This is a genomic window from Streptomyces sp. NPDC087440 (genome assembly GCF_044744005.1).
Classification (GTDB): domain Bacteria; phylum Actinomycetota; class Actinomycetes; order Streptomycetales; family Streptomycetaceae; genus Streptomyces.
Genome location: NZ_JBIUXN010000001.1, coordinates 987,259 through 1,013,186, shown reverse-complemented (window position 1 = coordinate 1,013,186; position 25,928 = coordinate 987,259). Strand labels below are relative to the sequence as shown.

Sequence of the window (25,928 nt, the reverse complement as noted above, 5' to 3'; positions counted from 1 at the left end):
GGCTACCCCCACCCCGGACTACCGGCCGTACACCCTCCCCAGCAGCTCCATCAGCCGCCCCCGCTCCTCCTCCCCCAGCGGCCCCAGCAGCTCCTCGTTCGCCGCCTCCGCCAGCACGGCGCACCGCGCGAGCACCGCCAGCCCCTCCGCCGTCGCCGTCACCGCGTTCTTCCGCCGGTCCGCCGGGTCCGGGGCGCGCACCACCAGGCCCGCACCCTGGAGGTGGTTCAGGATGCCCACCATGTCCTTCGGGTCCACCCCGAGCATGCGGCCCAACTCCGCCTGGGCCACCGGCCCGTACTCGGCCGTCGCCGCCAGCACCGCGTGCTGCATCAGCTTCAGACCCTCCTTCGCGAGCGCCTCCGCCACCAGGCCGCGGCCCTTCGCGGCCACGCGGCCCGCGAGCCAGCTCGGCAAGGACTGGATGTGCTGGAGGGGCAAAAGCCCGGACTGAGTCATGAGGGGAGCCTAGCCGGATTCGGCCAATCGTTGGACATCCCAACAGTAAAGTGCATACCGTTGGGGCCCCCAATGAATTACCGGGGCAGACCGAACGTCCCGACGAACGACCGGAGGCACCATGCTGCGCATCCACCATCACGTCGACCCCACCGCCCTCCTCCCCCACCGGGCCGACGTCCCCCGGCCCGGCCCCGGCGAGATCCTCGTCCACACCGAGGCCGTCGGCGTGACCCTGCCCAGCGTGCGGAAGGTCCGGGAGAGCCCGGTTCCGGTGACCCTCGGGGGCGAGGTCGCCGGGGAGGTCGTCGAGGTCGGGCCCGGGGTGGAGGGATTCGCCGTCGGGGAGCGGGCCACCGGGCTGTGCTTCGTCGACGCGTACGCCGAGTTCGCCGTGCTGCGCCACGACATGGCCTCGCGGATTCCGGCCCGCGCCCGCGCCGTCGACGCGGTCGCGCTCGTACGGAGCGGGACCGTGGCACGGGGCGCGTACGAGGCCGGGCACGTCCGGCCCGGGGAGTCCGTCCTCGTCACCGCCGCCGCCGGCGGCGTGGGCTCCCTCGCTCTCCAGCTCGCCGCGGCGGGCGGTGCGGGGCGAGTCGTCGCCGCCGTCGGGAGTGCCGAAAAGGCGGCATTCGTCAGGGAGTTGGGGGCCGATGACGTCGTGCTGTACGAGGAGTTGCGGGAGGAGGGCGGATCGTACGACGTGATCCTCGACGGTGTCGGCGGCGAGCTGCTCGGCCCGTGCGTCCGGTCGCTCACCATGGGCGGCAGGCTCGTGGCCTTCAGTTCCGGGGGCGGGACGGTCGAGGCGTACGAACTCCTCTTACGGGGAGCCACCATGACGGGGTTTCAGATCCGGGCCGTCGCCACCGGACGGCCCGAGACGTACGCCCGCTGGGTTCGCGAGCTCTGGGAGTCCTGGGGTGCGGGCGGACTGCGCACCGTCGTGCACGAGGAGATCCCGCTCGCCGAGGCCGCCCGGGCGCATGCCGTCGTCGAGCAGCGCCGCAACCTCGGCAAGGTGGTGCTGGTGCGGACCGCGCCGCGTGAGCCCGGCTGCGGGCGCGGGCCGCGGGGCGGCCAGGATGAGTCCGCCGGCCTCGGCTCCTTCAGCTCCTGGCAGCTCGGTCACGGCCGATACTGGCTGCGCCGAACGCCCCGGGGTGGACCTGCGCGAGAAAGTCGCCGGGGAATCCGAGAGTGAAGTCGGCGGCGGCCTCCAGGCGCCGTGTCTGTTCCCCGGACAGGGTTGCGTCGAGCGCGCCGAGGTTGTCGGCCAGCTGTTCGGCGGTACGGGCACCCAGGATCGGATGCACCGCCGCGGAACGTGACCGGGTCCAGGCGAGGGCCACCTGAGCGGGTGTGGCGCCGATCTCGTCGGCGACCTCGCGCACGGCGGCGACCACGTCGTGCTGCTGGGGGGTGAGGTCGGAGGGTCGGCCGGTCAGGATGCCGTGCGCCAGGGGACTCCACGCGGCGACGGTCATCCCGAACGCCTCGGCCATGGGGAGCAGTTCGCGCTCGACGTCCCGTTTCAGCAGGTTGTAGGGAACTTGCAGGCCGGCGAAGGGTGTCCAGCCTCGCCAGTGCGCCAGCGTATTGGCCTGGGCGACGACCCACGCGGGGGCGTCGGAGATCCCGACGTAGAGGATCTTGCCGGCGCGGACGGCGTCATCCAGCGCCCGCATTGTCTCGTCGACGGGGGTGCGCCGGTCCCACAGGTGCACCCAGTAGATGTCGAGGTAGTCGGTCCGCAGCCGCTTGAGGCTCTGTTCCAGGGACAGGGTGAGGCTCTTGCGGTGATTGCCCGCGGCGTTGGAATCGGTGATGTCGCGCGAGAGCGTGTACTTGCTCGCCAGGACGAAGCGGTCGCGGCGACCGTGCAGCAGGTCACCGAGGATGGCTTCGCTCTGCCCGTCGCGGTAGACGTTGGCGGTGTCGACCACGTTGCCGCCGGCGTCGTCGTACAGGTCGAGGATGCGGCGGGCCTCGTCGGGCGAGGCACCGCCGTCCCCGAAACTCATCGCACCCAGGAACAGTTCGGAGACACGGAGCCCGGTCCTGCCCAGCAGTCGGTACCGCATGACTCTCCCTGGTCTTCGTGGATGGTCCGGAACATGCTTGCCGCTACGCGGGGGCTGCCTGCGTGGCAGTGGTAGCCGTACGCAACGGCTTGAGCGCCCCGGACCAGGCGATGACCTCGTCCAGCAGTTCGTTCAGCGTCGGTTCCTGGTGGGGGCCCGGGGCGATGACGCCCGGCTCGGCCGGGTCGGTGATCTCGAAGTCGGTGAAGGCCGAAAGGGCGACCTGGGTACGCACGTTGGCGGCCTGGAGTTCGGTCATGGCCAGCCGCAGGTGCTCCACGGCGCGGGTGCCGCCGTGAACGCCGTGGCTGACGAAACCGGCCGCCTTGTTGTTCCACTCCGCGAACAGGAAGTCGATCGCGTTCTTCAGCGCGCCGGGGAAGGAGTGGTTGTACTCCGGGGTGACGAAGACGAACCCGTCGAACGAGCCGATGGTCTGTGCCCACCGGAGGGTGTGCGGGTGGCGGTAGTCCCCGAACATGGCCGGGAGCGGCTCGTCCAGGACGGGGAGCGCGTAGTCCGCCAGGTCCACGGTCTCGAAAACCACCTCGCCCCGGGTGACGGCTGCGTGCCGGGAGGCGACTTGTGCGACCCATTCGGCCGCGACGGCCGTCCTGCGGGAGGTCCGGGTGCTGCCGATGATGATGGCGATCCTGAGCATGTGTCTCTCCTCAATTCGACATGCAGGCGCAGCGGCGCATCGCGGTGCTGTGCCTCGACACCAGTTAAAGTACAACGGTCATGGCATTTAGTAAAACGGTCATTGCAAAAAAGCCTGGAGGGCTCAGTATGAACAGTCCGAACACCGCGACCGGCCGCCCCCGAGGCAGGTCGGCGGACAAGCGTCAGGCGATCCTCGGCGGCGCACTGACCGTCTTCGCCCGGGACGGCTACACCCGGGCCGGCATCGACGCCATCGCCACTGAGGCCGGGGTCTCCACGCGCACCATCTACAACCACTTCACGGACAAGGCCGAGCTCTTCCAGGCCACCATCCGGGAAAGCGCCGCTCTCGCCGCCGAAACCCAGCTCGCCGTCATCGACCGGCACCTGCGCAAGATCACCGACCTGGAGGCCGACCTCCTCGCCTTCGGCCGGGACTTCGCCACCCCGATGACCGCCGCGCACTCGGCGCACTTCGCACTCGTACGCCAGATCAACGCCGACGCCGGACACATCCCGCAGGCCGCCATCGACGCCTGGCAGGAAACCGGCCCTCTGCGGGTCCGCCGCGCACTCGCCGCGCACCTGCGCCAATGGTCGGACCAGGGGCTGCTGCGCACCGCCGACCCCGACCAGGCAGCCGTCCACCTCATGCTGCTGATCTCGGCCGCGGACCCCTCCCGCCCGGGCTCCGGTGCACCCACGCAGGAGGAGATCGACGACAGGATCGCCGCCGGCATCGATGTCTTCCTCAACGGCTACCGGCGCTGACCCTTCCCCGCGCTTCGTCCTGGTGCCGGCCGCTGCCCCAGTCCCGGCACTCGCACACCGCACTCGCACACGGCACTCGCACACGGCGCTCGCGCAGGGCCCGCGCCCCTCCCCCGACCTGCCGCGCCCGGGTTTCCGGCGGCCGGGGCGGGGCAGGGGCCCGGCATCCCGTGCTCGCGGGTCCGGCACACCGGTATAGCGTCGGACCGCAGTACGACCCCCGCACGAACCGGACGACCCGTACGACCCGCACGACCGGCACGACCGGCACGACCGGCACGACCCGTACGACCCGCACGCCCCGCACCGCCCGAGAGGAACCAGCACCGCCATGACCACCGAGATCAGCCCCGACAACCTCACCGGACTCCTCGACCTGGCCCGCCGGGACTACCGGGAGCTGGCGGGGCGCGGCCTCTCCCTCGACCTGACCCGGGGCAAGCCCTCGCCCGAGCAGCTCGACCTCTCCGAGGACCTGCTCAGCCTGCCCGGCGGGCGGCACACCTCCGCCGACGGCACGGACGTGCGCAACTACGGCGGTCTCCAGGGGCTGCCCGAGCTGCGGGAGATCTTCGCGGAGGTGCTCCAGGTTCCGGCCGCGCAGCTCCTCGCGGGCGGGAACTCCAGCCTGGAGCTGATGCACGACGCCATCGCGCACGCGCTGCTCGGCGTGCTGCCGGGGGCGACCTCGCGCTGGGCGGACCAGGAGCGGATCGCGTTCCTGTGCCCCGTGCCCGGGTACGACCGGCACTTCGCGCTCTGCGAGCGGTTCGGGATCGACATGATCCAGGTGCCGATGACCGAGAGCGGCCCGGACATGGAGGCCGTGGAGCGGCTCGTCGCCGAGGACCCGGCCGTCAAGGGCATCTGGTGCGTGCCGAAGTACAGCAACCCGGACGGGGTCTGCTACAGCGACGAGACCGTCGAGCGGCTGGCGACGATGACCACCGCCGCCCCCGACTTCCGGATCTTCTGGGACAACGCGTACGCCGTCCACCACCTCACCGACGAGCCCGTCGCGATCGCCGACCTGCTCGGCGCGTGCGAGCGGGCGGGCAACGCGGACCGCGCGTTCGTCTTCGGGTCCACCTCGAAGATCACCTTCGCCGGTGCGGGCGTGGGCTTCTTCGGGGCGTCCGCCGCGAACCTGAAGTGGCTGCTCGCCAACAACCAGAAGCGGTCCATCGGCCCGGACAAGGTCAACCAGCTCCGGCACCTCCTCTTCCTGCGCGACGCGGCCGGTGTCCGCGCCCACATGGAGCGCCAACGCGCGCTCCTCCAGCCGAAGTTCGAGACCATCGCCCGCATCCTGGAGACCGAGCTGGGCGGCACCGGACTCGCCACCTGGACCTCCCCCAAGGGCGGTTACTTCGTCACGCTCCAGGTGCCGGACGGCTGCGCGAAGGAGGTCGTGCGGCGGGCCGCCGAGGCCGGGATCGTCCTGACCCCGGCGGGCGCCACCCACCCGTACGGCGACGACCTGCGCGACGCGACCATCCGCATCGCCCCCAGCTACCCGAGCCTCACGGAACTGGAGCAGGCCATCGAGGGACTCGCGGTGTGCGTGCGCCTGGTGGGGTACGAGAAGCAGGCCGTCTAACGGTCGAAGGCGCGGCTAGGGCGTGCGCGTCGGGGTCCCCTGAGGTTCGGTGGCCGGGGACTTCTGAGGTTCGGTGGCCGGGGACCCCGACGGCGTCACCCGGTCGCTCCCCTCCGGGGGCACCGACGAACAGGCGCGGACGAAGACGTCCACACCGCCCGCGCCCACGGTGGCCTCGTGGCCGCCCGTGCGCCACGCGCCCAGGCAGCGGGCCTCGTCGGGGACGGCGTCCGCCGGTGCGACGCCCTCCTTGATCTTCGCGTCGCGGAGCCTCAGGCCGGTCATGTGCCCCTTGCCCTCGGCGCGCAGTTCCAGGACCGCGTACCGGTTGGGGTCCTCCAGTTCCGGCCGTTCGGTCGGCGTCCGGGTGCCGTCGTACCCCGATCTGTCCACCGTGCATCCGGTGCCGGTCCCGGCCAGCGCCGCCGCGAGCAGCAGGACCGCGACCGCTCCCCGTCGTGTCCCCCGTGTCCCCCATGTCCCCATGAGGGGCAAGGTAGCAGGGGGAGAAGCCGGTGTGTGCCGGTGTGTTCAGTCCAGGCCCGCGGCCTTCAGGAGGCGTTCGACGGTGCCCAGGACCCGGGTGGTGGCCGGGACTCCGGCGAGGCGTTCCACCTCGTTGGTCGGACTGCCGCCCGCCGCCCCGGCCCGGCTCGCGCGGAAGAGGCTCAGGACCAGCCCCTCGTACAGGCCGACGAAGTCGACGTTCCCCTTGGGATTCGTCCAGGGCAGGGTCAGGCCCAGCGGGGTTCCGCCGTCGAAGAAGGTGAGCGCCGGGTGGCGGTCGGGGTCGCTCGCACCGTACGCGGAGAACGGCAACTCGCGCATGATTCCGGCCAGTTCGGCGAGGTCGCGGACCATACCGGCGTCGGTGTATCCCGCTGCGGTACGGAGCCGGGGCGCGGCCTTCGTGACGACGCCGGTGGGGTCCTCGGCCGTGAACAGGACGGTGCCGTTCGTCTGGAAGGACCTGACGTCACGGGCCCCTGCCTCGGTCAGCGCGCCCTCCAGGGTGGCGCGGTCGGGGCTGTTGCGGTGGCCGAGATTCATGTTGCGGTAGAAGACCACGGAGGGGGGCGGGGTGGAAGGAGGTGTCATGCCAGGGACAGTAAGTCACGCGGCTGCGCCGTCGCCCCCTGTTTGTCCTACGACTTGTCCGTACGACTTGTCCGTACGACAACGCTCCCGGCGGCGCCGCGTCGCGCGACACCGGGAGCGTTGCCGGACGGCTTGACGGCAGGTCAGCCCGTCGGCCGGTCAGCCGGTCAGCCGGTCGACTGGTCAGCGGGTCATGACGAAGCGGTACGTCGTGTCGCCGAAGGTGATCGCCTTCGGCACGGTCGACCCCGCGTAGCAGGACACCGCCTTGCCCTGCGTCGCCGCACCGCCCGCCGTGACGGTCGGCCCGGAGGAGTCCGCGCGGTAGGTGCCGTGCAGCGCGCGGGTGCTGCCGCGGTTCTCCACCGCGACCTTGCCGCCCCGCTCGAAGAGGTAGGCCTTGGTGTCAGAGGCGTAGATGTGGCCAGCGTAGTCCGCGGCCTGACCGCCGCAGACGCTGCGGGCCGAGGAGGTCGCGGGGTGCTGTTCGGCGGCCACGGCGCCCGGGCTCGTCATACCGAGTCCGAGGGCACCGGCGAGAAGGAGGGTGGTCGTGATGCGGCGCATGTGCGGGTGCTCCAGGTCAGGGGAAGGAGGTGGTTTTCGAGGAACGGGAGCGTCAGCCCTGGAGCTGGTACGCGGGACCGCCGTCGATCTTGAACGAGGCGGGGGACGAGCCGCCGGACTCGCAGGTGCGGAGGGTGGCCGTCGTCCGGTAGCCCTGCGGGCTGGTGAAGGTGAGGGTCGAGGAGTCCGCGTCGTACGTGCCCTCGAAGGTCGCGCCGGAGGACTTCGTCATCTTGTACGTGCCGTCCTCGGCGAAGGCGATGCTGTCGGACTTGTCGGCCTGTACGTAGGTGCTGCCCGCGAAGTCGGCGGCGGCCTCGCCGCACGCGGCGTGGCCGAGGTCGGCGTGGTGGTCGGCGTGCGCGGCCGAGACCGGCAGGGCGGCGGACAGGGCGACGCCGAGGGCGGTGGCGAGAAGGGCGGTGCGGCGCATGGGTACTCCGTACATCGGTAGCGGTGTCGAGGAGGGGGCGGACCGCCCCGCGCTCCGTGAAGGGAGCGGGGAGGAGGCGGAGTCCGACCCTGAGCACCCTGCCGAGACCGCCCGCCCACCGCACCCGACACGCGCCCGGCACCCGCCCTTCTCCCCCGTACGGCCCTGCGATCGGGCGGGGAGACGGGACGGGAATCCACCCGTACGACCGCGAGGTGCCCGAGGGCCAGCCCCTCCGCCGCCTGACCCGCGATCTTCCGGGGCCGTCCCCCGCCACGGCCGCCCGTAGCGACTCCTCCCGCAGGGCGGGTCCCGAGCGCCTCCGCCAACTCCTGCACGGAACGGGTGATTTGGCGGGGGGTGCGGCCGTGGGGGGGGGGGGGGGGGGGGGGGGGGGGGGGGGCGGGCGGCTCCCCCCCCCCGCCCCACGGCCCGCGCTCACTTCAGGTGCCGGTCGAAGAACCGGCCCCCGTCCTCCAGCTCGAACCACGGGGTGCCGACGTGCCCGCCCATGTTGGCGTGCAGCGTCTTCTCCTTGGTGCCGAAGGCGTCGAACAGGTCGAGCGCCCGCTGCCGGGGGTTCCCCTCGTCGTCCCACTGGAGCAGGAGCAGCAGCGGTACGGAGACCTGCCGCGCCTCCTCCCGCTGGGCGCGCGGCACGAATCCCCCCGCGAAGAACCCGGCCGCCGCGATGCGCGGTTCGGTCGCCGCGAGCCGGATGCCCAGGGCCAGCCAGCCCGAGTACCCGACCGGGCCGCCGATCCCGGGCAGCGCGAGGAGGGCGTCGAGGGCGGTCCGCCATTCCGGGGCCGCCTTCTCGACCAGCGGGCCGACGAAGGACTCGAAGGCCTCGTCGGTCGCCCCGCCGGACTGCATCGCCCGGCGGAACTCCGCGCGGGCCTGCTCCTCGGCGGCCGTACGGGGCCGGTCGCCGCACCCGGCGGCGTCGATGGTGGCCACCGCGTACCCCTGCGCCACGGTGTGCCGGGCCCGGGCCCCGAGCCGGGCATCGCGCATGGGGAGGCCGTTGTTGTGTGCGATGAGGACCAGCGGAAGAGGCTGTTCCACGGTGGAGGATTCCGGCGTCCACAGGATGCCGGGGATGTCGCCGAGGGTGAATTCACGGGCGCGGACGCCGTCGTCGAGGCGCTGCTCGGAGGTGAATTCCAGAGATGTTCGGTGCATGGCCGTGCCTTTCGGGAGTGCGCTGCGGCGCTCCCGGACGACGACCTGCCTACCGTCCGACCGTGACCCCGGAGGGGAGCACCCACGTCGATTCTGCGTTCACGGGTACCACCTCCTCGTTCTCCTGCACGGCCTGGCCGAAAGGTAGCAGCGGTGCTTCGCGGCGCGCCACCGGGTTTCCTTCCCGGGGCTGGGCGCTGCGGCCGGCCCCATCGGGCCGGCCGCAGCGGGGCGACGTCACGCAGGGGCGCCGAGCGGCGGGTGCTCCAGCACGCGGGGCTTGTACTCGACCAGCTGGATGCCGCCGTCGAAGGTGCGGTGCTCGGTCATCTCGAGGGCGACGTCCGGATAGCCGTCGTAGATGCGCTCCTCGCCCGTGGCCCCGGTGATCACCGGGAACATCACGACCCGGAAGCGGTCGACGAGTCCGGCCCGCAGCAGGGACCGGCACAGGCTGAGGCTGCCGATCGTGCTGAGGAGCCCCGAGCCGCTCGACTTCATGGCGCGGACCTCCTCGACGGCGTCGTCCCGGACGAGCGTGGAGTTGGCCCACGTCAACGGCTCCTTGAGCGAGGAGGAGAACACCACCTTGGACGCCTGCGTGAGCTCGTCGACGGACGCCTCCTCCTCGGGCCTGAACTCGTCCTGGCCCGTCGGGACCTCGCCCGCGGCGAAGCCCGACATGAGGCGGTAGGTGTTCGCTCCCATCAGGTAGGTGACCTCGGGCTGCTTCCCGAGCCATGCGAGGTACTCCGGGCCCTCAAGACCCCAGTACCCGGGCCATCCCTCTCCCGACGCGTAGCCGTCGAGGGAGGTGATGAAGTCGACGAGAAGCTCTGACATGGCGGTGTCCTTTCCTGGAAGTGTCACGAGCTTGGACTGCCCGGGAGCCACAAACTCATCGGCCGCGCCGTGGAGCGACCTCATCGGCCGCGCCGCGGAGCGACGCCCGGGGCACCCGCACTTCCTGAATCGTACGAATGTTCGAGTCTGGTTTATGGTGGAAGTGAGTGAAGGGTGTGACCTGCCGACAGAGGCGGGCGACGAGACGGCTCGGGGACAGGAGCAAGCAGTGGCGAGGTGGTCCGGATGCGCGGGTTTACGCATCTGCGTGCCGTCTCCGGGTTCTCCCTGCGGTACGGGGCGTCCCACCCCGAGCAGCTCGCCCTGCGGGCCGCCGAGCGGGGCATGGATGCCGTCGCGCTGACCGACCGGGACACCCTGGGCGGCGCGGTGCGTTTCGCGAAGGCGGCGCAGCGGGTCGGGGTGCGGCCCGTCTTCGGGGTCGATCTGGCCGTGGCCCCGCCCGTGGAGGCGGCGGGCCGCACCGAGCGCCGGCGTGCCCCCGTGCGCGGCGGTGCCTTCGTCGACGAGTCGGCCCAGCGCGTGCTGTTCCTCGCCCGGGACGGGGCGCGGGGCTGGGGCGAGCTGTGCCGCCTGGTCAGCGCCGCCCACGCGGGTGGCCACGCGGGCGGGAGCGGGCGCACCCTGCTGGACTGGGACGCCCTCGCCGGCCCCGCGCCCGGGGTCGTGGTCCTGCTCGGGCCGGACTCCGACGTCGGCCGTGCGCTCGCCTCCGGCAGGCCGGACCGGGCCGCCCGCCTGCTCGCGCCCTGGCGGGAGCGGTACGGGAGCGACGCCCTCCGGATCGAGGTCGTCAGCCATGGGGCGCAGGGCACCGGGACCGGCTCGCTGCGCTGGGCCGCGCGGGCCCTCGGTTTCGCCGTGGACCAGAAGATCCTCCCCGCCCTCAGCAACGCCGTGCGCTACGCCGACCCCGGCCAGGGTCCGGTCGCCGACGTGCTCGATTCCGCGCGGCGGCTGGTGCCGATCGACCCCCGGGGCGTACTCGACAGCGGTGAGCGGTGGCTGAAGGCCCCGGCCGACATGTTCCGGATCGCCGAGCGGGTCGCCGAGGCCGCCGGGTACCGGTCGAACACCGCCCGGCGGCTGATCGAGGTCACCGAGGAGCTGGCCGCGTCCTGCCGGGTCGACCCGGAGGACGACCTGGGCCTGGGCAGCGTGCACTTCCCCGAGCCCGAACTCGTCGGCGCCGCCCGCACCCCGCCCGAACGGGTGCTGCGCGAGCGGTGCGCCACCGGCATGCGCAGGAAGGGGTACGAGAGGGACGCGCGCCACCGCGACCGGCTCGAACAGGAGCTGGGGCTGATCGAACGGCAGGGGTACGCCTCGTACTTCCTCACCGTCGCCCGCGTCGTGGAGGACACCCGCGAGCTGGGCATCCGGGTCGCGGCGCGCGGCTCGGGTGCGGGCTCGCTGGTCAACCACCTCCTCGGGGTGGCCAGTGCCGACCCGGTCGAGCACGGGCTGCTCATGGAGCGCTTCCTGTCGGAGCAGCGCGCCGAGCTGCCCGACATCGACATCGACGTGGAGTCCGCCCGCCGCCTGGAGGTCTACCGGGCGATCCTGGACCGCTTCGGGCCGGAGCGGGTGGCGACGGTGTCCATGCCGGAGACCTACCGGGTGCGCCACGCGGTACGGGACGTGGGCCTGGCCCTCGGGCTCGACCCCGCCGAGGTGGACCGGCTGGCGAAGTCCTTCCCGCACATCCGGGCCCGCGACGCCCGCTCCGCGCTGCGCGAGCTGCCGGAGCTGCGCGGCATCGACCCGGACGCGTACGGGCCCCGGATGTGGGACCTGGTGGAGGCGCTGGACAAGCTGCCGCGCGGCATCGCCATGCACCCGTGCGGGGTGCTCCTGTCGGACGCCACGCTGCTGCGGCGCACCCCGGTCGTGCCGACGAGCGGGGAGGGGCTGCCGATGTCGCAGTTCGACAAGGAGGACGTGGAGGATCTCGGGCTGCTGAAGCTGGACGTGCTGGGCGTGCGGATGCAGTCGGCGATGGCGCACGCCGTCGCGCAGGTCGAGCGGACGACCGGGCGGCGGATCGACCTGGACGACCCGCGGCAGGTGCCGCCGGGCGACCCGAAGACGTACCAACTCATCAAGTCGTCGCAGACGTTGGGGTGCTTCCAGACGGAGTCGCCGGGGCAGCGGGACCTGATCGCGCGCCTCCAGCCGGAGACCTTCCACGACCTGGTCGTGGACATCTCGCTGTTCCGGCCGGGGCCCGTCGCGGCGAACATGGTCGACCCGTTCATCAAGGCCCGGCACGGGCGGCAGGCCCCGAGCTACCCGCACCCGGACCTGGAGCCCGCGCTGCGCGACACGTACGGCGTGGTCGTCTTCCACGAGCAGATCATCCAGATCCTGTCCGTGATGACCGGCTGCGACCCTGCCTTCGGCGACTACACGCGGCGCGCGCTCTCCGACGCCGAGCGGATCGGGCGGGTGCGGGCGTGGTTCGCGCAGGAGGCGAAGAAGCGGGGGTACGCGGCGGAGGTCGTGGCGCGGACCTGGGAGATCGTCGAGGCGTTCGGCGCGTACGGCTTCTGCAAGGCGCACGCGGTGGCCTTCGCCGTGCCGTCGTACCAGTCGGCCTGGCTGAAGGCGCACCACCCGGCGGCCTTCTACGCGGGGCTGCTCACGCACGACCCCGGCATGTACCCGAAGCGGCTGCTGCTGGCGGACGCGCGGCGGCGCGGGGTGCCGATCCTGGGGCTGGACGTGAACGCGTCGGACGCGGACTATCGTATCGAACTGGTGTACGGGGATGGGGGCGGCCCTGCACTGCCCGGCGTCCGGCTCGCCCTGGGCGACGTGCGCGGAATGAGCGAGGGCGAGGCGGCCCGGATCGTCGCGGGGCGGCCGTACAGCTCGCTCCAGGACTTCCTGTCGCGGGCCCGCCCGTCCCGGCCGGTGGCCGAACGGCTCGCCCAGGTCGGCGCGTTGGACGCCTTCGGGCGCAACCGGCGGGACCTGATGCTGCACATCGCCGAGCTGCAGAAGGGCCAACGGGGTTCCGCACAGGGGCAGTTGACGCTCGGGGAGTCCGACAGCCGACCGCTGGAGGTCGCTCCCGCCCACCTGCCCGACCTCGACGACGTCGAGCGGCTCGGTGCCGAGCTGGGGGTGCTCGGACTGGACACCTCGCGCCATCTGCTGGGTGACCACCGGGAGTTGCTGGACGAGCTGGGCGCGGTACCGGCCCGGCGGCTGGCCGAGCTGAAGCACGGTCAGGTGGTGCTGGTCGCGGGGGCGAAGGGGTCGGTGCAGACGCCGCCGATCCGCTCGGGCAAGCGTGTCATCTTCACCACGCTCGACGACACCTCGGGTCTTGTGGACTGCGCGTTCTTCGAGGACAGCCACGACGCGTGCGCGCACACCGTCTTCCACTCCTGGCTGCTGCTCGTACGGGGAGTGGTGCAGCGGCGCGGCGGCGGCAGCGGCAAGGCGCTGACGGTGACCGGCTCCGCGGCCTGGGACCTGGCGGAGCTGGCCGAACTGCGGCACGAGGGCGGCCTGTCGGCAGTCACGGACCGGCTGACGGAGGCCGTGCGCCCCGCGCCCACGGCCGCCGCCAACGACCGCAGCATCCGGCTGGAGACCGGTTACGAACTCCACCCCTGGGCGGACCTGCAACCGCCCGGTGCGTCGGTCAAGCAGACCCGCAACCCGGGCCGCAAGCTGTGGCACCAGAGTCCGGGGTCCGCCGGTTGACGGGGGCCGCGCACGGGTGACGGGGACTGCGCCTGCTCAGTCGACCGCGTCGAGGGCGCGGCGGGCGGCGGTGCGCAGATGGTCGCGGACGGCCTCGTCGGCGTCCAGGGTGTAGTCGCAGCCGAGGCCGGTGAGGAGCTGCGCGATGCCGGGGAGGCTGTCGCCCGAGCAGTCCACGGTGCAGGCATCGGGACCGGCCGGCCGGATGCGGGCGGCCAGCGCCCAGGTGCTGCGGCGGACGGTCCCGGCGGGGGCCCGGACGGTGGCGACGGCGCGGTACCGGGCGGGAGCCGTGGCGATCTTGTCCGCGACGTACGAGGCGGGGTCGGCGCCGGGGTCCGGGCGCGGGGTGAAGCGGTGGCGGGTGGGGACGGGGCCGGTGATGCGGTCGAGGCGGTAGATGCGCCAGTCGTCCTTGCCGGTGTCGTGGGCGAGGAGGTACCAGAGCCCGCCGGAGGCGACGAGGTGGTGGGGTTCGACCCGGCGCGGTGCCCGGGTGTCGTCGCGGGTGGTGTAGTCGAAGGTCACCGTCTCGTGGTCGCGGCAGGCGGCCGCCAGCAGGGCCAGGGTCGCGGGGTCGGCGCGGGGCCCGCGCGGCCCCCAGTCGATGGTGGCGGTGGACTGCTGGAGGGCGGTGACCTGCGTGCGCAGCCGGTGGGGCAGGACCTGTTCGAGTTTGGCCAGCGCCCGCAGGGCGGACTCCTCGAAGCCGGTGACGTTCCCGGCGGCGGTGCGCAGGGCGACGGTGAGCGCGACGGCCTCCTCGTCGTCGAGCAGCAGCGGCGGCATGTCCGCGCCGGACGCGAGCCGGTAGCCGCCCGCGTGGCCGCTGACGCTGTCCACGGGGTAGCCGAGTTCGCGCAGGCGGTCCATGTCGCGGCGGACGGTGCGCACGGTGACGCCGAGGCGCTCGGAGAGCTCGGCACCGGACCATTCGCGGCGGGTCTGGAGCAGGGAGAGCAGGCGCAGCATGCGGGCGGGCATGTCGGTCGTCATGGCGTCCACTGTGCCCGACTTCGAGGACATTTGGTGTCCGCAAAGGGCTCTAGCGTGCAGGAAGCGACCGGGGCCGCAGCGCCCCACCCTCTCCCCCGCAGAACTGTGAAAGGCCCCCCATGAGCTTCATGACCCCCGGCAACGTCGTCTGGTTCGAGATCGGCACCGCCGCACCGCAGCAGGTCCAGGACTTCTACGGGTCCGTGCTGGGCTGGACGTTCGCCGTCGACCCGGACTCCTCCGTGGACGGCCGTACGTACACCCGGATCATGGCCCCGGGCGCGCCCTGGCCGATGGGCGCGATCCAGCAGGGCGACACGGGCGGCGATGCAGAGGGCAGCGAGGCGCAGGGCGGCGAGGCGGAGGGCGGCGAGGTCATCAACCTCTCCGTGCTCTCCGCGGACGTCTTCGCCGACGTCGACAGGCTCGCGGTGCTCGGGGCGAAGGTGCTCGTCCCGGCGACCCGGGTGCGGGAGGTCACCGTCTTCGCCCGCCTGGCCGACCCGCAGGGCAACACCTTCTCGCTGTTCTCCCAGGGCGCCTCCGCCGATCTCGCGGACCGCCGGGAGGCCACCGAACAGCACCTGGAGCAGGCCTCCTTCACGCCGGGGCCCGGCATGATGGCCGGATTCGAGATCGCCACCACCGACTCCGGGGCCACCCGCGGCTTCTACGAGGCGGCGTTCGGCTGGCGCTTCGTACCGCACCCGGCCGCCCCCGGCGCCTTCCTGGTCTTCACCCCCGGCGCGCAGTGGCCCGCCGGAACCCTGCGCGAGGACGCGGCCGACTTCGCGATCCCCGCGATCCTGTCCGCCGACGTGGCCGCGACCGCCGAGGCGGCCCTCGCGTACGGCGGCCGGGTGGACCAGGCCCCGGCCGCAGGAGCCGACGGCACCGTACGGGCCCGCCTCGCCGACCCGCAGGGCAACCGCTTCACCGTGCACGCCCTGCCGACGTACGCCGCCTGACCCGCCCCCTCGGAGGACCGATCCGTCATGACCGACCAGCAGCAGAACCAGCCGCCCCCGCACGGCGAGATCGTCCTCACCGGGGTGCGCGTGCACAACCTCAAGGACCTCTCGCTGCGCATCCCCAAGGGCGTGACGACGGTCTTCACCGGGGTGTCGGGGTCGGGGAAGTCGTCGGTGGTGTTCGACACGATCGCCGTCGAGTCGCAGCGCCAACTGGGCGAGACCTTCCCGGCGTTCGTACGCAACCGGCTGCCCCGGTACGAGAAGCCGGAGGCCGAGGCGATCGCCGGTCTGTCCCCGGCGATCGTGGTCGACCAGCGTCCGCCGGGCGGCGGCTCGCGCTCGACGGTCGGCACGATGACCGACATCGCCTCCCTGATCCGTCTGCTGTTCTCCCGGGCGGGCGAGCCGTCGGCCGGGATGTCGACGGCGTACTCCTTCAACGACCCCTCCGGGGCCTGCCCCGCCTGCCAGGGCCTGGGCCGTACCGTCCAGCTCGACCTGGACGCCTTCTTCGACCGCGAGAAGTCGCTGAACACCGGCGGGCTGCGCTTCCCCCTGTTCAACGTCGGCGGGGTGCAGTGGACGCTGTACGCGAAGTCGGGCCTGTTCGACAACGACAAGCCCCTGCGGGCGTACACGGAGACGGAGTGGCAGACGCTCCTGCACGGCAGCCCGGGCGGCGGCGAGGTGAAGATCGAGCTGGCCACGCGGACGGGGGTCCAGAACGTCACGTACGAGGGGCTGGTGGACCGGTTCCACCGCCTCTACCTCAACCGGGACCTGTCCACGCTGTCCCAGCGCACCCGTGACGCGGTCGAGAGGTTCACCACCGAGGGCCGGTGCCCCGCCTGCCACGGGGCGCGCCTGAACGGGGCGGCCCTGGCCACGAAGCTCGACGGGCTCACCATCGCCGACCACCTGGCCATGGAGATCAGCGACCTCGTCCCCGTCCTGGACCGCGTCGACCACCCGCTGGGCACCCCGCTCGCCCGGGCCGCCGCTCAGGCGCTCCGGCGGATCGAGGACATCGGGCTCGGCTACCTCCACCTGGGCCGCGAGACCGGCAGCCTGTCGGGCGGCGAGGGCCAGCGGCTGAAGATCGTACGCAGTCTCGGCTCCAGCCTCACCGGCATGACGTACATCTTCGACGAACCCTCCACCGGCCTGCACCCGCGTGACGTGCACCGCGTCAACCGTCTGCTGGCGCAGCTGCGCGACCAGGGCAACACCCTGCTGGTCGTCGAGCACGACCGCGACGTCATCGCGACCGCCGACCACGTCGTCGACATGGGTCCCGGCGCGGGCAGCCACGGAGGGGAGGTCGTCTTCGCGGGTACGGTCGAGGGCCTGCGGCGCTCCGGGACGCTCACCGGCCGCCACCTGGACCGGACCGTCCCGGTGAAGACCCGGGTCCGCACTCCCACCGGTCACCTGCCGATCAGGAACGCGTCCCTGCACAACCTCCGGGACGTGAGCGTGGACATCCCCACGGGTGTCCTCACCGCTGTCACCGGCGTCGCCGGATCGGGCAAGTCGACGCTGATCTCCCAGGTCTTCGTCGCCCAGCACCCCGACGTCGTCTACGTCGACCAGGGCGACATCGGCGTCAACTCCCGCTCCACCCCGGCCACGTGGACCGGGATCATGGACCCCCTCCGCAAGCTGTTCGCCGACGCCACCGGGGCCGCCCCGGCACTGTTCAGCTTCAACTCCGCCGGGGCCTGCCCGGTGTGCGGGGGCAGGGGCAGGATCACCGCCGACATGGCCTTCGCCGACCCCGTGACCACCGTCTGCGAGGCCTGCGCGGGCCACCGGTACAACGACAAGGCCCTCGCCCACCGGCTGCGCGGCCGAAACGTCGTCGACGTCCTCGCCATGACCTGCGAGGACGCCACCGCGTTCTTCACCCGCCCCGGGGAGGAGAAGATCGCCGCACCGCTGGCCGCGCTGGTCGAGGTCGGCCTCGGCCACCTCACCCTCGGCCGCCCGCTGTCCACGCTGTCCGGCGGCGAACGCCAACGCCTCAAGATCGCCGGGCAGCTCGGCTCCACCAGCGGCGTCTACGTCCTGGACGAACCCACCACCGGACTCCACATGGCCGACGTCCAGGTCCTCCAGCGGCTCCTGGACCGCCTCGTCGACGCGGGCAACACCGTCATCGTCGTCGAACACCACCTCGACATCGTCAAACGCGCCGACTGGATCATCGACCTGGGCCCCGAGGGCGGCCGCCACGGCGGCCGCATCCTCTTCACCGGCACCCCCGCCGCGCTCCTCCGCGACGACACGTCCTTCACCGCACAGGCCCTGCGTCAGGACGTCCGCCCGGGTCCTTGATGCGCCGGGCCGCGTTCGGGGTCAGCGGTTGTCGGTGAGCTCCTGGTGCAGCTGGGGTTCGGTGTCCTGGTCGGCGACGATCGCGGGCCGGAACACGTCGTTCTCGAAGCGGGTGGTCAGGATGCCGATGAACTCGGCCATCGGGTCCGCGCCGGTCAGCTTCTTGGCCGGGGCGCCGAGGAAGTCCTGGGCGTGCTGGGTGAGGATGCCCAGGCCGGTGGTGGCCAGGGTGACCGGGAGGTCGAGCGGGCTGCGGGGGATGTCGACCATGTCGGCGTACGTGTCGCCCAGCGCGGTGCGGACCATGGAGATGAAGGCGTCGGAGAGGCCCGGCGGCAGGAGCTCGCGGTAGTACTGCAGGGCGTAGCCGGTCATCCTGCTGCCTGCGGGGCTGGGCGCCCATTCCTTGTAGGTGTCGCGTTCGCGGGCCCAGACGCGCTCCCCGACGCGGGCGTCCTTGGGCGTGAGGAATTCCGGCGGGACACCCAGATAGTGGTCGACGTAGTGCCAAGCGGTGGCGAAGCCGTCGGCGTCCTCCGGGGTGACCTGGATGCCCAGGTTGCGCATCGCGGTCAGCACCTGGCTGCTGAAGACGAGGGAGGCGCCGGTCAGGAACTTCAGGGAGACGGGCTCGCCGTGGGCGGTGTAGTCCCAGTGCCCGGAACGCTTGTGGAGCTGGCGCACGCTGGCGTGCACGAGCCGGACCTTGGTCACCGACGCGGCCAGGGTGCCGTCCGTCATGGCACCCGGGTCGGACATGCCCATGAACAGCCGGGAGGACTGGGAGAGCCTGCGGGAGGGTCGGTCGAGCCGGTGGGTGCTGGAGAGCGTGTGCGCCCCGGTCGGCGCGAGGTAGCAGCCGATCAGCCCGACGGTGCCCTGCAGCATGTTGGGAACGGTGTGGTGGTGCCGGTAGAACTGCTCGGCCCGCGCGACGTCCTGTGCGGTCCAGCCCGGCGGTGGCGGCGCCGCATGGACGAGGAACTCCTTGAGGTCGTCGGGGAGCGCCTCCAGGTCCTTCTGGTCGGTGGAGGACAGTTTGCCGATGGTGCGGAACAGGTCGTTGACGTCGGCGACCTTTCCCTCGTCGAGGAGCTTGGCGACCAGCCGGTCGGCCGGCGGGTCGCCCATCCGGTTCGCTCTCACGATGTCGGCATGCTCAAGACGGGGCTCGACGGGCACGGGCCCGGCGGACTCCGCGGCGGCGGCGCTCGGCAGCGGGGCAGCCGCCGCGATGAGCGAGGCCAGCGCGGAAGCGGCGAACGTACGACGACGCATACGAAACACTCCTGTGTCTGTGGCTGTGGCTGTGGCTGTGTTTGTGAATGGACATGCCAGGCCAGAGCACCATGCCGACCGCACCCCGCCGGGGAGACGCTCCCGGAGAGCCGACCGACATCACCGCACCAGCGTCATTCGATTCGCACGCACGTTCGAACAACGTCTAAAGTGGGAGGACAGGAGAGAGGGGAAACGTCCGGAGGGAGGAGAGGTCGGGATGAAGGTCCTGTACATCCACTTCCACGAGCTACCGGGCGAGCCGCAGCTGTACGAGCACCTGCTCGCCCTGCTGTCCGAGTACACGCCCCTCGTCCAGGCCCTGCCGCCGGACGCCGCGCTGGCCGACCTCTCCGGCAGCCTGCGGTACTTCGGTACGGACGCCCCCGCGCTGGCCGAGCGCATCCGGGCCCGCACGGGCGGGCTGTACGGGCTGCGGTCGACGGTCGGGATCGCGGCGAACCCGTTGCTGGCCCGCATGGTCGCCGCCGACGGCCCGCCCTCGGCGGTGCGCACGCTGCCCGACGACGTCGACGCGGTCGCGGCCTTCCTCGCCCGCAAGCCGGCCGCCGCCCTGCACGGGGTGGGGCCCGCGACCGCCCGCACCCTGTCCTCGTACGGTCTGGACAGCGTGGGCCGGATCGCCGCCGCGCCGCTCGGCACCTTGCAGCGCATCCTCGGGATCACGGCGGGGCGCAAGCTGCACGACGCCGCCCGGGGCCTGGACCCGACGCCGGTGGTACCGGCCGCCGCGCCCCGTTCGATGTCCGTGGAGCAGCGCTTCCCCCGGGACGAGTGCGACCGCGACCGGCAGCGGGCGGCGCTGCTCGCGCTGACCGACCGGCTCGGGCTGCGGCTGCGCACCGAGTCCCAGGCGGCCAAGGCGCTCACCCTCACCGTCCGGTACGCCGACCGCTCGACCACGACCCGCACCCGCACGCTGCGCGAACCGACCGCGCACACCCAGGAGTTGACCTCGCTCGCCTACGAACTCCACGACCGGCTGGCCCTCCAGCGCGCCCGGGTGCGCACGGTTTCCCTGCGGGCGGAGGAGCTGATCGCCGCCGAACTGGCCTCCCGCCAGCTCCTGTTCGACCCGGCCGACGAGAAGGCGCGGCGCATCGAGGACGCGGTGGACCGGGCCCGGGTGCGCTTCGGGGCGGGGGCGGTGCGGCCTGCGGGGGCCACACCGGCCGCGGGAACGTCGCCCGATCACGTGCCGGGGCGGGAGACCGGTCAGGCGTCAGGTCGGGACGCCGCCTGACCGTCCGGTCCGGCGCCGGGCATGACCACCACCCGCTTGCCCCGCACCTCACCCCGCTCCAGCGCCCGCAGCGCGTCCGCCGTCTCGGCCAGGGGGTGGGTGCGGTCGACGGCCGGGGTGAGGCGGCCCGCCTCGGCGAGGCCCTTGAGGACGACGAGGTCGCGGCGGTTCTCGCGGCAGATGTACGTCTTCAGGCGCTGTTTCACGAAACGGTCGACGCAGAGCGCGCGGAGCTGCCGGTCGAAGCCGCTGAGCACCCGGCCGGAGGTCTCGCCGCCGCCGATCACGGCGGTTCCGGTCGGGGTGAGGGCCCTGCGGAGGCGGCCGAGGGAGGGATTTCCGGCCAGGTCGAGGATGACGTCGTACGTGTGCTTGCCGTCCGCGAAGTCCTCGCGGGTGTGGTCGATCACGTGGTCGGCGCCGAGCCTGCGGACCAGGTCGGCCTTGGCGGTGCGGCACACTCCGGTGACCTCGGCACCGTACGACCAGGCCAGCTGGACGGCGAAGCTGCCGACACCGCCGGAGGCCCCGGTGATCAGGACGCGCTGCCCGGCCTCGACCCCGCCGTGGTCGCGGAGGCCCTGGAGGGCGGTGAGCCCGGAGACGGGGAGCGCGGCGGCCTGCGCGAAGGTGAGGCCGGTCGGCCGGGGCACCAGTTTCTCGGCCGGGGCGCAGGCGTACTCGGCGAAGGTCCCCTCACCGATGCCGAACACCTCGTCGCCGCGGCTCAGTCCGGTCACCCCGTCGCCGAGCTCTTCGACGACTCCGGCCAACTCCCGCCCCAGGAAAGGCGACTTGGGGGTGCGTATGCCGGTGCCCGCGAGGCGCAGGGGGTAGGGGTGGCCGGTCAGGAAGTGCAGGACGCCCCGGTCGATCCCGGCCGCGTGCACCCGTACGAGCACCTGACCGGCCTGCGGGTGGGGCCGCTCGACCTCCGCGAGCCGCAGCACGTCCGTCGAGCCGTACGCGTACCGGACGATCGCCTTCATGACAGCCGCACCCTTCGTCGGACCCGGCGGCGGACGGGCTCGCGCCGGTCCGGCCCGCAGTGCCCCAAGTATGCTGCGCGGCGACCGGGTTGGACCCGGCCGCGCCCCCTCGGGACGGGGCGTGTGCGCGGGCCGCTCGGCCGCCGCGGGAACGGGCCGGGTGCGGGCTGCTGACAAGTTCGCTACTCGCGAGTAAGGTCGCGCGGACCGACGAACGGAGTCCCCATGCCCCGCACCTTCACCGTCTCCCGCAGCATCCATGTCGAGGCACCGCCGCAGTCCGTGTACGACCAGGTCAGCCGCCCCGCGCGGATGGGCCGGTGGAGTCCGGAGAACCTGGGGGCGACCGTGCCCGACGGCGAGGAGGACGCACCCGCCCGGGTCGGCCTCGTCTTCGCCGGGCACAACAGGCGCGGCGCGTTCCGCTGGACCACCCGCTGCACGGTCACCGAGGCCGAGCCGGGGCGGAGTTTCGCCTTCCGGGTGCATGCGATCGGGCTCAGGAACCCCCGGCTGAGCACCCCCATCGCGACCTGGCGGTACCGGTTCGAGGAGGCCAAGGGCGGCGGGACGAAGGTGACCGAGACCTGGACGGACGACCGCCGGTCCTGGCCCGCCTTCGTCGCGAACGCCTTCGACGTGATCGCGACCGGCGGTCACACCTTCGCCGTCTTCCAGGTCCGCAACATCGACCGGACGCTGAAGAACCTCAAGCGGGAGCTGGAGGCGGCGTAGGCCCTGCCCATGCGCAGGCAAACCGGTTCACGGAATGGCAAAACCGTGGAGGAATGGTCCAGTCCGCCGGGCGTACGCCTGCCTGCGGGCGGTCCTCGCGGTGGACACCCGGCACCGAAATTGGTCTAGTCCTGCATTGGTCCAGGCCATTGACCGGCCCCTGACGGCGGGGCTATTCCCTACTCACTGCCGCCGCACCACAGGGAGGCCGGCAGCCGTCCCCCACACCTTGGACCGCCATGAGAAGCAGACGCTCCGTCCGCGCCCTGTTCACCTCCGCCGTCGTCGCCCTGGCCGCCGCGGGCCTCACCGCCACGGGCCTCGGTACCGCTCAGGCCGCCGAACCCAGCACCGCCGCCCCGCTCCCCGCCCGCGTCTTCGCCCCGTACTTCGAGTCCTGGACCGGCGAGAGCCCCGCCGCGCTGGCCGCCCAGTCCGGGGCCAAGCACCTGACCATGGCGTTCCTCCAGACCGCCACCGCCGGGTCCTGCACCGCCCTCTGGAACGGCAATCCCGCCACCCCGATCGCCGCGTCCTCCTTCGGCAGCGACATCAAGGCCATCCAGGCGGCGGGCGGCGACGTCATCCCCTCCTTCGGCGGCTACACGGCCGACACCACCGGCACCGAAATCGCCGACAGCTGCACCGACGTCAACCAGATCGCGGCGGTCTACGAAAAAGTCATCACCACGTACGACGTCTCCCGCCTCGACATGGACATCGAGGTCGACTCGCTGGACAACGCGGCGGGCGTGGACCGCAGGAACAAGGCCATCAAGATCGTCCAGGACTGGGCGGCGGCGAACGGCCGCCAGGTCCAGTTCTCGTACACGCTCCCCACGACCACCAAGGGCCTCGCCGCGAGCGGCCTCGCCGTCCTGAAGAACGCCGTGACCAACGGCGCGCGGGTCGACGTCGCCAACATCATGACGTTCGACTACTACGACAACGCCACGCACAACATGGCCAACGACACCGAGACCGCCGCCCAGGGCCTGTACAACCAGCTCGCCAAGCTCTACCCGGCCAAGACGCCCGCCCAGCTCTGGGGAATGATCGGCGTCACCGAGATGCCGGGCGTCGACGACTTCGGCCCGGCCGAGACCTTCACCCTGGCCAACGCCACCCAGGTCTACAACTGGGCGGTGGCCAAGGGCATCAACACCCTCTCCTTCTGGGCCCTCCAGCGGGACAACGGCAGTTGCCCCGGCGCGCCCGCCGGTGACAGCTGCTCCTCGATCCCCCAGAACACCTGGGACTTCACGCACATCTTCGCGCCGTTCACCAGCGGTACGACGACCCCCGCCGACGACTTCTCGCTGACCGCGACACCCGCCAACGGGTCGGTGACGGCGGGGAGTTCGACCACGTCGACGGTGAAGACCGCCGTGACGAAGGGGCAGGCCAAGACGGTCGCGCTGAGCGTCAGCGGCGCACCCGCGGGCGTCACCGCCACCCTCAGCCCCGCCTCGGTGACCGCGGGCGGCTCCTCGACGCTGACCGTGAACACCACGGCGGCCACCGTCTCGGGCACGTACACCCTCAACATCACCGGCACCAGCCCGTCGGCCCTGCACTCCACGCCGTACGTCCTGACCGTCACCGGCGGCACTCCCCAGTGCACGGCCGCCCCGTGGGCGAAGGCGACGGTCTACACCGGCGGCCAGCAGGTCTCCCACAAGGGCCACACCTGGAAGGCCAAGTGGTGGACGACCGGCGAGGAGCCGGGGACGACCGGGGAGTGGGGGGTGTGGCAGGACCTCGGGGCGTGCTGAACACGCTGACCCCGTAGGTGAGTTGTCCATCTTGAGCGGCACCCGGCGGGCTCCCACCCCGCCGGGTGCCTTCGGCTGCGGTCAGGCGCCCCAGCGCAGGGCGACCGTGTCACCCACCTGGAGCGGGGTGGCGCGGTCGGCGGCGGTGAAGGCGGAGCCGTCGGTGCTGACCTTCCAGGTCTGGGAGCCGCTGTTGGCCTTGCCGTTGAGGGCGGTGACCGGGCCGGACGCGCCGGTGGCCGGGGTCACGGAGGTCACGCAGCCGGCCGGGGCTGCGGCGGTTCCGGCCGCCGTCAGGAGGTCGCCGAGCGTGGCCGTCGTACCGGACGGGGTGAAGGCGACGGAGCAGACCTTGAGGTTGCCCGTACCGTCGTCGACGCTCAGGGCGAGCTTCGTCGGCGTACCGGCGGTGAAGCCGGAGGCGGCCACCCACTGCGGTGCGCCCGCCGTGACCGGGGTCGGCGGGGCGGCGGTGAAGCCGCCGCCCGCGACGGCGCGCAGGCCGTCGATGGAGGCGTACGCCTGCGGGGCGGTGTCGGTCGGGAGGTACTTGAAGCCGCCGCCCGGGTTGAACTGCTGGGAGATCAGGAAGTCGACCGGGGTCTTGCCGAGCGGGGTGCGGAAGTCGCCGGTCTGCGGGTTGATGCCGCAGGCGTTGAGGCCGGAGACGGCCCAGCCGTTGGAGTCGGTGTTGATGCCGTACAGGGAGTTGAAGGCGCCGCTGTTGTTGACCAGTTTCGCCTTGAGGAAGGCCTTGGCCTGGAGGATGTCCGGGTCGGTGTTCGGTACGCCGGACACGCACAGGGCGGCCATCGAGGCGCCGGTCATGTCGATGTCGCCCGGGGAGTTGAGGGCGGTCGGGTCGCCCTCGGCCTTGCTGAAGGTCCAGCCGCCGTCGTTGTGCTGGTTGGCGCGGATACGGGTGACCAGCGCGTCCGTGAGCGCCTGGGGTATGCGCGCACCGCCCGCCTGGGTCTTCGCGCCGCCGAGGGCGAGGGCGGCGAAGACGGTGCCGTTGTAGAGGCTCGGGGTGCCGAAGTAGCCGGGCTGGGCGGTCTGCCAGTGGGCGTAGACGTCGGCGATCAGGTTGCGGGAGGCGGAGACGCGGGCCGGGTCGATGCCCGCCGCGTACGCGTTGAGGGTGCCGCGCTCGTAGTCGGTGACGACGGGGGTCGCGGACGGCCAGCCGGGGGTGGCGAGGAGGTTGCGGTACACGGTGCGGGCGTTCTTGGTGGCGTCACCGCCGGGGGTGACGTCGACGGCAGCCGTACCGGCGGCGGCGAAGGCGCTGAACGCCCACTCGTTGGAGAGCCCCGATCCCGCGTACGAACCGTCCGCCGCCTGAAGGGACTTGAGGTACCCGACACCGTTGGTCTTGGAGGTCCCGATCTGCGCGGGCGTCGCGGTGGCGGACGCCGACCCCACGGTGAGCACGAACGCGCCGAGGGCGGCGAGGGGGACGACGAGGGCGGTACGTCTGCGGGGCGAAGGCGTACGGGAGGTGCCGGATGCGGTGGCGCGCGGGGCGGTGGAGTGTGACGTACGGGACATGGCCGGGCTCCTGGGGTGGGGGACGCCGGTCGGGCACAGCCTCGTAACGGCGCGCGGAACGGCGCCTCGGGGGCTTCGACCGCCGTCCGGATCGCGTGGTACGGCTTCGGGAAATAGGGCCTGCCGCCTGGGCATTCGGGCTCGGGGCAGGCCTTCCGCCGCCCCACACCGCTGCGCGTCAGCCCCGGATTCGCACCGGGTTCCCCCACGTGGCGGGGCAGGACGTTACACGAACTCCACACGTTTCAAGGAACCTTGACGTGCGCACGGCGGCCGTGCTTCACTCCGGCTGCTATTCGCTCAGCCCAGCAGGGGAAGCCGGTCGAATTCCGGCGCTGACCCGCAACCGTAGATCCGTCGCCCTCGCGCGGCGGATGAGCCGGAATGCCTGCCGCTGAGTCATGAACGAGACGCCGTCGCGGACTACGGCGTGGTTCGACCGGCTTCCCCCTGGCGATTCCGTGCCCGGTGCGGCCGCTTTCGCCACGCATGCACCCGCTCGGCCGACACGAGGGGCCGCAGTGGGGACCGCAGAGCAGCAGAGACGTGAACTCGGGTACAGGCATGCCCTGTTGGGGCATCGGC

Annotated in this window: 22 protein-coding genes and 2 riboswitches; of the genes, 9 read left to right on the top strand and 13 right to left on the bottom strand. The window is 72.4% G+C overall.

Annotated features, from left to right (window positions below):
- Nucleotides 1-18 precede the first annotated feature (18 nt).
- Nucleotides 19-459, bottom strand: coding sequence for a MarR family winged helix-turn-helix transcriptional regulator (locus ACIO3O_RS04575; RefSeq protein ID WP_401741771.1), 441 nt, complete (start codon nucleotides 457-459; stop codon nucleotides 19-21).
- Between the two features lie 121 nt (nucleotides 460-580).
- Between ACIO3O_RS04575 and ACIO3O_RS04570 the strand changes: the two genes are divergently transcribed.
- Nucleotides 581-1,666 carry a zinc-binding alcohol dehydrogenase family protein gene (locus ACIO3O_RS04570; protein WP_401741768.1) on the top strand — a complete coding sequence of 362 codons (1,086 nt, stop codon included), beginning with the start codon at nucleotides 581-583 and terminating at the stop codon, nucleotides 1,664-1,666.
- Here ACIO3O_RS04570 and ACIO3O_RS04565 read toward each other — a convergent pair.
- Together ACIO3O_RS04565 and ACIO3O_RS04560 are read right to left on the bottom strand one after the other, a co-directional pair.
- On the bottom strand, nucleotides 1,572-2,546 hold the full coding sequence (locus ACIO3O_RS04565) for an aldo/keto reductase (RefSeq protein ID WP_401741766.1): 975 nt from the start codon (nucleotides 2,544-2,546) through the stop codon (nucleotides 1,572-1,574). The two genes, ACIO3O_RS04570 and ACIO3O_RS04565, sit on opposite strands and share 95 nt — an antisense overlap.
- 43 nt (nucleotides 2,547-2,589) lie before the next feature.
- Nucleotides 2,590-3,207, bottom strand: a complete 618-nt coding sequence (locus tag ACIO3O_RS04560; protein ID WP_401741763.1) for an NADPH-dependent FMN reductase — start codon at nucleotides 3,205-3,207, stop codon at nucleotides 2,590-2,592.
- Between the two features lie 128 nt (nucleotides 3,208-3,335).
- On the opposite strand from ACIO3O_RS04560, the gene ACIO3O_RS04555 reads away from it, so the two are divergent.
- Nucleotides 3,336-3,980: a TetR/AcrR family transcriptional regulator gene (locus ACIO3O_RS04555; RefSeq protein ID WP_401741761.1), complete on the top strand. Its 645-nt coding sequence runs from the start codon at nucleotides 3,336-3,338 to the stop codon at nucleotides 3,978-3,980.
- A gap of 331 nt (nucleotides 3,981-4,311) precedes the next feature.
- The gene (locus ACIO3O_RS04550) at nucleotides 4,312-5,580 is read left to right on the top strand and encodes an aminotransferase class I/II-fold pyridoxal phosphate-dependent enzyme (protein WP_401741758.1); all 1,269 of its coding nucleotides are present in this window, start codon (nucleotides 4,312-4,314) and stop codon (nucleotides 5,578-5,580) included.
- Nucleotides 5,581-5,595: 15 nt separating this feature from the next.
- Here the strand turns inward: ACIO3O_RS04550 and ACIO3O_RS04545 are convergent, their stop codons facing one another.
- The 6 genes from ACIO3O_RS04545 to ACIO3O_RS04520 form a co-directional block, all read right to left on the bottom strand.
- Complete coding sequence (locus ACIO3O_RS04545; RefSeq protein WP_401741756.1) at nucleotides 5,596-6,066, bottom strand: hypothetical protein; 471 nt, start codon at nucleotides 6,064-6,066, stop codon at nucleotides 5,596-5,598.
- 45 nt (nucleotides 6,067-6,111) lie between these two features.
- Nucleotides 6,112-6,678, bottom strand: coding sequence for a DUF1697 domain-containing protein (locus ACIO3O_RS04540; RefSeq protein ID WP_401741754.1), 567 nt, complete (start codon nucleotides 6,676-6,678; stop codon nucleotides 6,112-6,114).
- A 183-nt stretch (nucleotides 6,679-6,861) separates the two neighbouring features.
- Nucleotides 6,862-7,245, bottom strand: coding sequence for a hypothetical protein (locus ACIO3O_RS04535; RefSeq protein ID WP_401741752.1), 384 nt, complete (start codon nucleotides 7,243-7,245; stop codon nucleotides 6,862-6,864).
- 52 nt (nucleotides 7,246-7,297) lie between these two features.
- Nucleotides 7,298-7,678 carry a hypothetical protein gene (locus ACIO3O_RS04530; protein WP_401741749.1) on the bottom strand — a complete coding sequence of 127 codons (381 nt, stop codon included), beginning with the start codon at nucleotides 7,676-7,678 and terminating at the stop codon, nucleotides 7,298-7,300.
- Nucleotides 7,679-8,116: 438 nt separating this feature from the next.
- Complete coding sequence (locus tag ACIO3O_RS04525; RefSeq protein ID WP_401741746.1) at nucleotides 8,117-8,863, bottom strand: alpha/beta hydrolase; 747 nt, start codon at nucleotides 8,861-8,863, stop codon at nucleotides 8,117-8,119.
- Nucleotides 8,864-9,100: 237 nt separating this feature from the next.
- Nucleotides 9,101-9,706, bottom strand: a complete 606-nt coding sequence (locus ACIO3O_RS04520; protein ID WP_401741745.1) for a dihydrofolate reductase family protein — start codon at nucleotides 9,704-9,706, stop codon at nucleotides 9,101-9,103.
- Nucleotides 9,707-9,952: 246 nt separating this feature from the next.
- On the opposite strand from ACIO3O_RS04520, the gene ACIO3O_RS04515 reads away from it, so the two are divergent.
- On the top strand, nucleotides 9,953-13,444 hold the full coding sequence (locus tag ACIO3O_RS04515; RefSeq protein WP_401741743.1) for a DNA polymerase III subunit alpha: 3,492 nt from the start codon (nucleotides 9,953-9,955) through the stop codon (nucleotides 13,442-13,444).
- A gap of 36 nt (nucleotides 13,445-13,480) precedes the next feature.
- Here the strand turns inward: ACIO3O_RS04515 and ACIO3O_RS04510 are convergent, their stop codons facing one another.
- Nucleotides 13,481-14,440 carry a helix-turn-helix transcriptional regulator gene (locus tag ACIO3O_RS04510; protein ID WP_401741741.1) on the bottom strand — a complete coding sequence of 320 codons (960 nt, stop codon included), beginning with the start codon at nucleotides 14,438-14,440 and terminating at the stop codon, nucleotides 13,481-13,483.
- Between the two features lie 119 nt (nucleotides 14,441-14,559).
- Between ACIO3O_RS04510 and ACIO3O_RS04505 the strand changes: the two genes are divergently transcribed.
- Nucleotides 14,560-15,408 (top strand): VOC family protein, encoded by an 849-nt coding sequence (locus ACIO3O_RS04505; RefSeq protein WP_401741739.1) that lies wholly within the window; start codon nucleotides 14,560-14,562, stop codon nucleotides 15,406-15,408.
- Between the two features lie 27 nt (nucleotides 15,409-15,435).
- A complete protein-coding gene (locus ACIO3O_RS04500; protein WP_401741736.1) occupies nucleotides 15,436-17,751 on the top strand; it encodes an ATP-binding cassette domain-containing protein in 2,316 nt (771 codons plus the stop codon).
- A 21-nt stretch (nucleotides 17,752-17,772) separates the two neighbouring features.
- Here the strand turns inward: ACIO3O_RS04500 and ACIO3O_RS04495 are convergent, their stop codons facing one another.
- Complete coding sequence (locus ACIO3O_RS04495) at nucleotides 17,773-19,029, bottom strand: oxygenase MpaB family protein (RefSeq protein WP_401741734.1); 1,257 nt, start codon at nucleotides 19,027-19,029, stop codon at nucleotides 17,773-17,775.
- Nucleotides 19,030-19,249: 220 nt separating this feature from the next.
- On the opposite strand from ACIO3O_RS04495, the gene ACIO3O_RS04490 reads away from it, so the two are divergent.
- A complete protein-coding gene (locus tag ACIO3O_RS04490; RefSeq protein WP_401741731.1) occupies nucleotides 19,250-20,293 on the top strand; it encodes a DNA polymerase thumb domain-containing protein in 1,044 nt (347 codons plus the stop codon).
- Here the strand turns inward: ACIO3O_RS04490 and ACIO3O_RS04485 are convergent.
- Nucleotides 20,266-21,282 (bottom strand): NAD(P)-dependent alcohol dehydrogenase, encoded by a 1,017-nt coding sequence (locus ACIO3O_RS04485; protein ID WP_401741729.1) that lies wholly within the window; start codon nucleotides 21,280-21,282, stop codon nucleotides 20,266-20,268. The two genes, ACIO3O_RS04490 and ACIO3O_RS04485, sit on opposite strands and share 28 nt — an antisense overlap.
- 225 nt (nucleotides 21,283-21,507) lie before the next feature.
- Between ACIO3O_RS04485 and ACIO3O_RS04480 the strand changes: the two genes are divergently transcribed.
- Together ACIO3O_RS04480 and ACIO3O_RS04475 are read left to right on the top strand one after the other, a co-directional pair.
- Nucleotides 21,508-22,017, top strand: a complete 510-nt coding sequence (locus ACIO3O_RS04480) for an SRPBCC family protein (protein WP_401741726.1) — start codon at nucleotides 21,508-21,510, stop codon at nucleotides 22,015-22,017.
- Between the two features lie 239 nt (nucleotides 22,018-22,256).
- Nucleotides 22,257-23,792, top strand: coding sequence for a glycosyl hydrolase family 18 protein (locus tag ACIO3O_RS04475; protein ID WP_401741723.1), 1,536 nt, complete (start codon nucleotides 22,257-22,259; stop codon nucleotides 23,790-23,792).
- A gap of 81 nt (nucleotides 23,793-23,873) precedes the next feature.
- Here the strand turns inward: ACIO3O_RS04475 and ACIO3O_RS04470 are convergent, their stop codons facing one another.
- Nucleotides 23,874-25,343, bottom strand: coding sequence for a hypothetical protein (locus tag ACIO3O_RS04470; RefSeq protein ID WP_401741721.1), 1,470 nt, complete (start codon nucleotides 25,341-25,343; stop codon nucleotides 23,874-23,876).
- Between the two features lie 108 nt (nucleotides 25,344-25,451).
- Nucleotides 25,452-25,579: riboswitch (cobalamin riboswitch) on the bottom strand.
- Between the two features lie 33 nt (nucleotides 25,580-25,612).
- A riboswitch (cobalamin riboswitch) is annotated at nucleotides 25,613-25,754 on the top strand.
- Nucleotides 25,755-25,928: the final 174 nt, after the last annotated feature.

Excerpts from the sequence above, each read along its gene's own strand:
- ACIO3O_RS04575 (WP_401741771.1), bottom strand. The coding sequence starts at position 459 with ATGACTCAGTCCGGGCTTTTGCCCCTCCAGCACATCCAGTCCTTGCCG.
- ACIO3O_RS04570 (WP_401741768.1), top strand. The coding sequence starts at position 581 with ATGCTGCGCATCCACCATCACGTCGACCCCACCGCCCTCCTCCCCCAC.
- ACIO3O_RS04565 (WP_401741766.1), bottom strand. The coding sequence starts at position 2,546 with ATGCGGTACCGACTGCTGGGCAGGACCGGGCTCCGTGTCTCCGAACTG.
- ACIO3O_RS04560 (WP_401741763.1), bottom strand. The coding sequence starts at position 3,207 with ATGCTCAGGATCGCCATCATCATCGGCAGCACCCGGACCTCCCGCAGG.
- ACIO3O_RS04555 (WP_401741761.1), top strand. The coding sequence starts at position 3,336 with ATGAACAGTCCGAACACCGCGACCGGCCGCCCCCGAGGCAGGTCGGCG.
- ACIO3O_RS04550 (WP_401741758.1), top strand. The coding sequence starts at position 4,312 with ATGACCACCGAGATCAGCCCCGACAACCTCACCGGACTCCTCGACCTG.
- ACIO3O_RS04545 (WP_401741756.1), bottom strand. The coding sequence starts at position 6,066 with ATGGGGACATGGGGGACACGGGGGACACGACGGGGAGCGGTCGCGGTC.
- ACIO3O_RS04540 (WP_401741754.1), bottom strand. The coding sequence starts at position 6,678 with ATGACACCTCCTTCCACCCCGCCCCCCTCCGTGGTCTTCTACCGCAAC.
- ACIO3O_RS04535 (WP_401741752.1), bottom strand. The coding sequence starts at position 7,245 with ATGCGCCGCATCACGACCACCCTCCTTCTCGCCGGTGCCCTCGGACTC.
- ACIO3O_RS04530 (WP_401741749.1), bottom strand. The coding sequence starts at position 7,678 with ATGCGCCGCACCGCCCTTCTCGCCACCGCCCTCGGCGTCGCCCTGTCC.
- ACIO3O_RS04525 (WP_401741746.1), bottom strand. The coding sequence starts at position 8,863 with ATGCACCGAACATCTCTGGAATTCACCTCCGAGCAGCGCCTCGACGAC.
- ACIO3O_RS04520 (WP_401741745.1), bottom strand. The coding sequence starts at position 9,706 with ATGTCAGAGCTTCTCGTCGACTTCATCACCTCCCTCGACGGCTACGCG.
- ACIO3O_RS04515 (WP_401741743.1), top strand. The coding sequence starts at position 9,953 with ATGCGCGGGTTTACGCATCTGCGTGCCGTCTCCGGGTTCTCCCTGCGG.
- ACIO3O_RS04510 (WP_401741741.1), bottom strand. The coding sequence starts at position 14,440 with ATGACGACCGACATGCCCGCCCGCATGCTGCGCCTGCTCTCCCTGCTC.
- ACIO3O_RS04505 (WP_401741739.1), top strand. The coding sequence starts at position 14,560 with ATGAGCTTCATGACCCCCGGCAACGTCGTCTGGTTCGAGATCGGCACC.
- ACIO3O_RS04500 (WP_401741736.1), top strand. The coding sequence starts at position 15,436 with ATGACCGACCAGCAGCAGAACCAGCCGCCCCCGCACGGCGAGATCGTC.
- ACIO3O_RS04495 (WP_401741734.1), bottom strand. The coding sequence starts at position 19,029 with ATGCGTCGTCGTACGTTCGCCGCTTCCGCGCTGGCCTCGCTCATCGCG.
- ACIO3O_RS04490 (WP_401741731.1), top strand. The coding sequence starts at position 19,250 with ATGAAGGTCCTGTACATCCACTTCCACGAGCTACCGGGCGAGCCGCAG.
- ACIO3O_RS04485 (WP_401741729.1), bottom strand. The coding sequence starts at position 21,282 with ATGAAGGCGATCGTCCGGTACGCGTACGGCTCGACGGACGTGCTGCGG.
- ACIO3O_RS04480 (WP_401741726.1), top strand. The coding sequence starts at position 21,508 with ATGCCCCGCACCTTCACCGTCTCCCGCAGCATCCATGTCGAGGCACCG.
- ACIO3O_RS04475 (WP_401741723.1), top strand. The coding sequence starts at position 22,257 with ATGAGAAGCAGACGCTCCGTCCGCGCCCTGTTCACCTCCGCCGTCGTC.
- ACIO3O_RS04470 (WP_401741721.1), bottom strand. The coding sequence starts at position 25,343 with ATGTCCCGTACGTCACACTCCACCGCCCCGCGCGCCACCGCATCCGGC.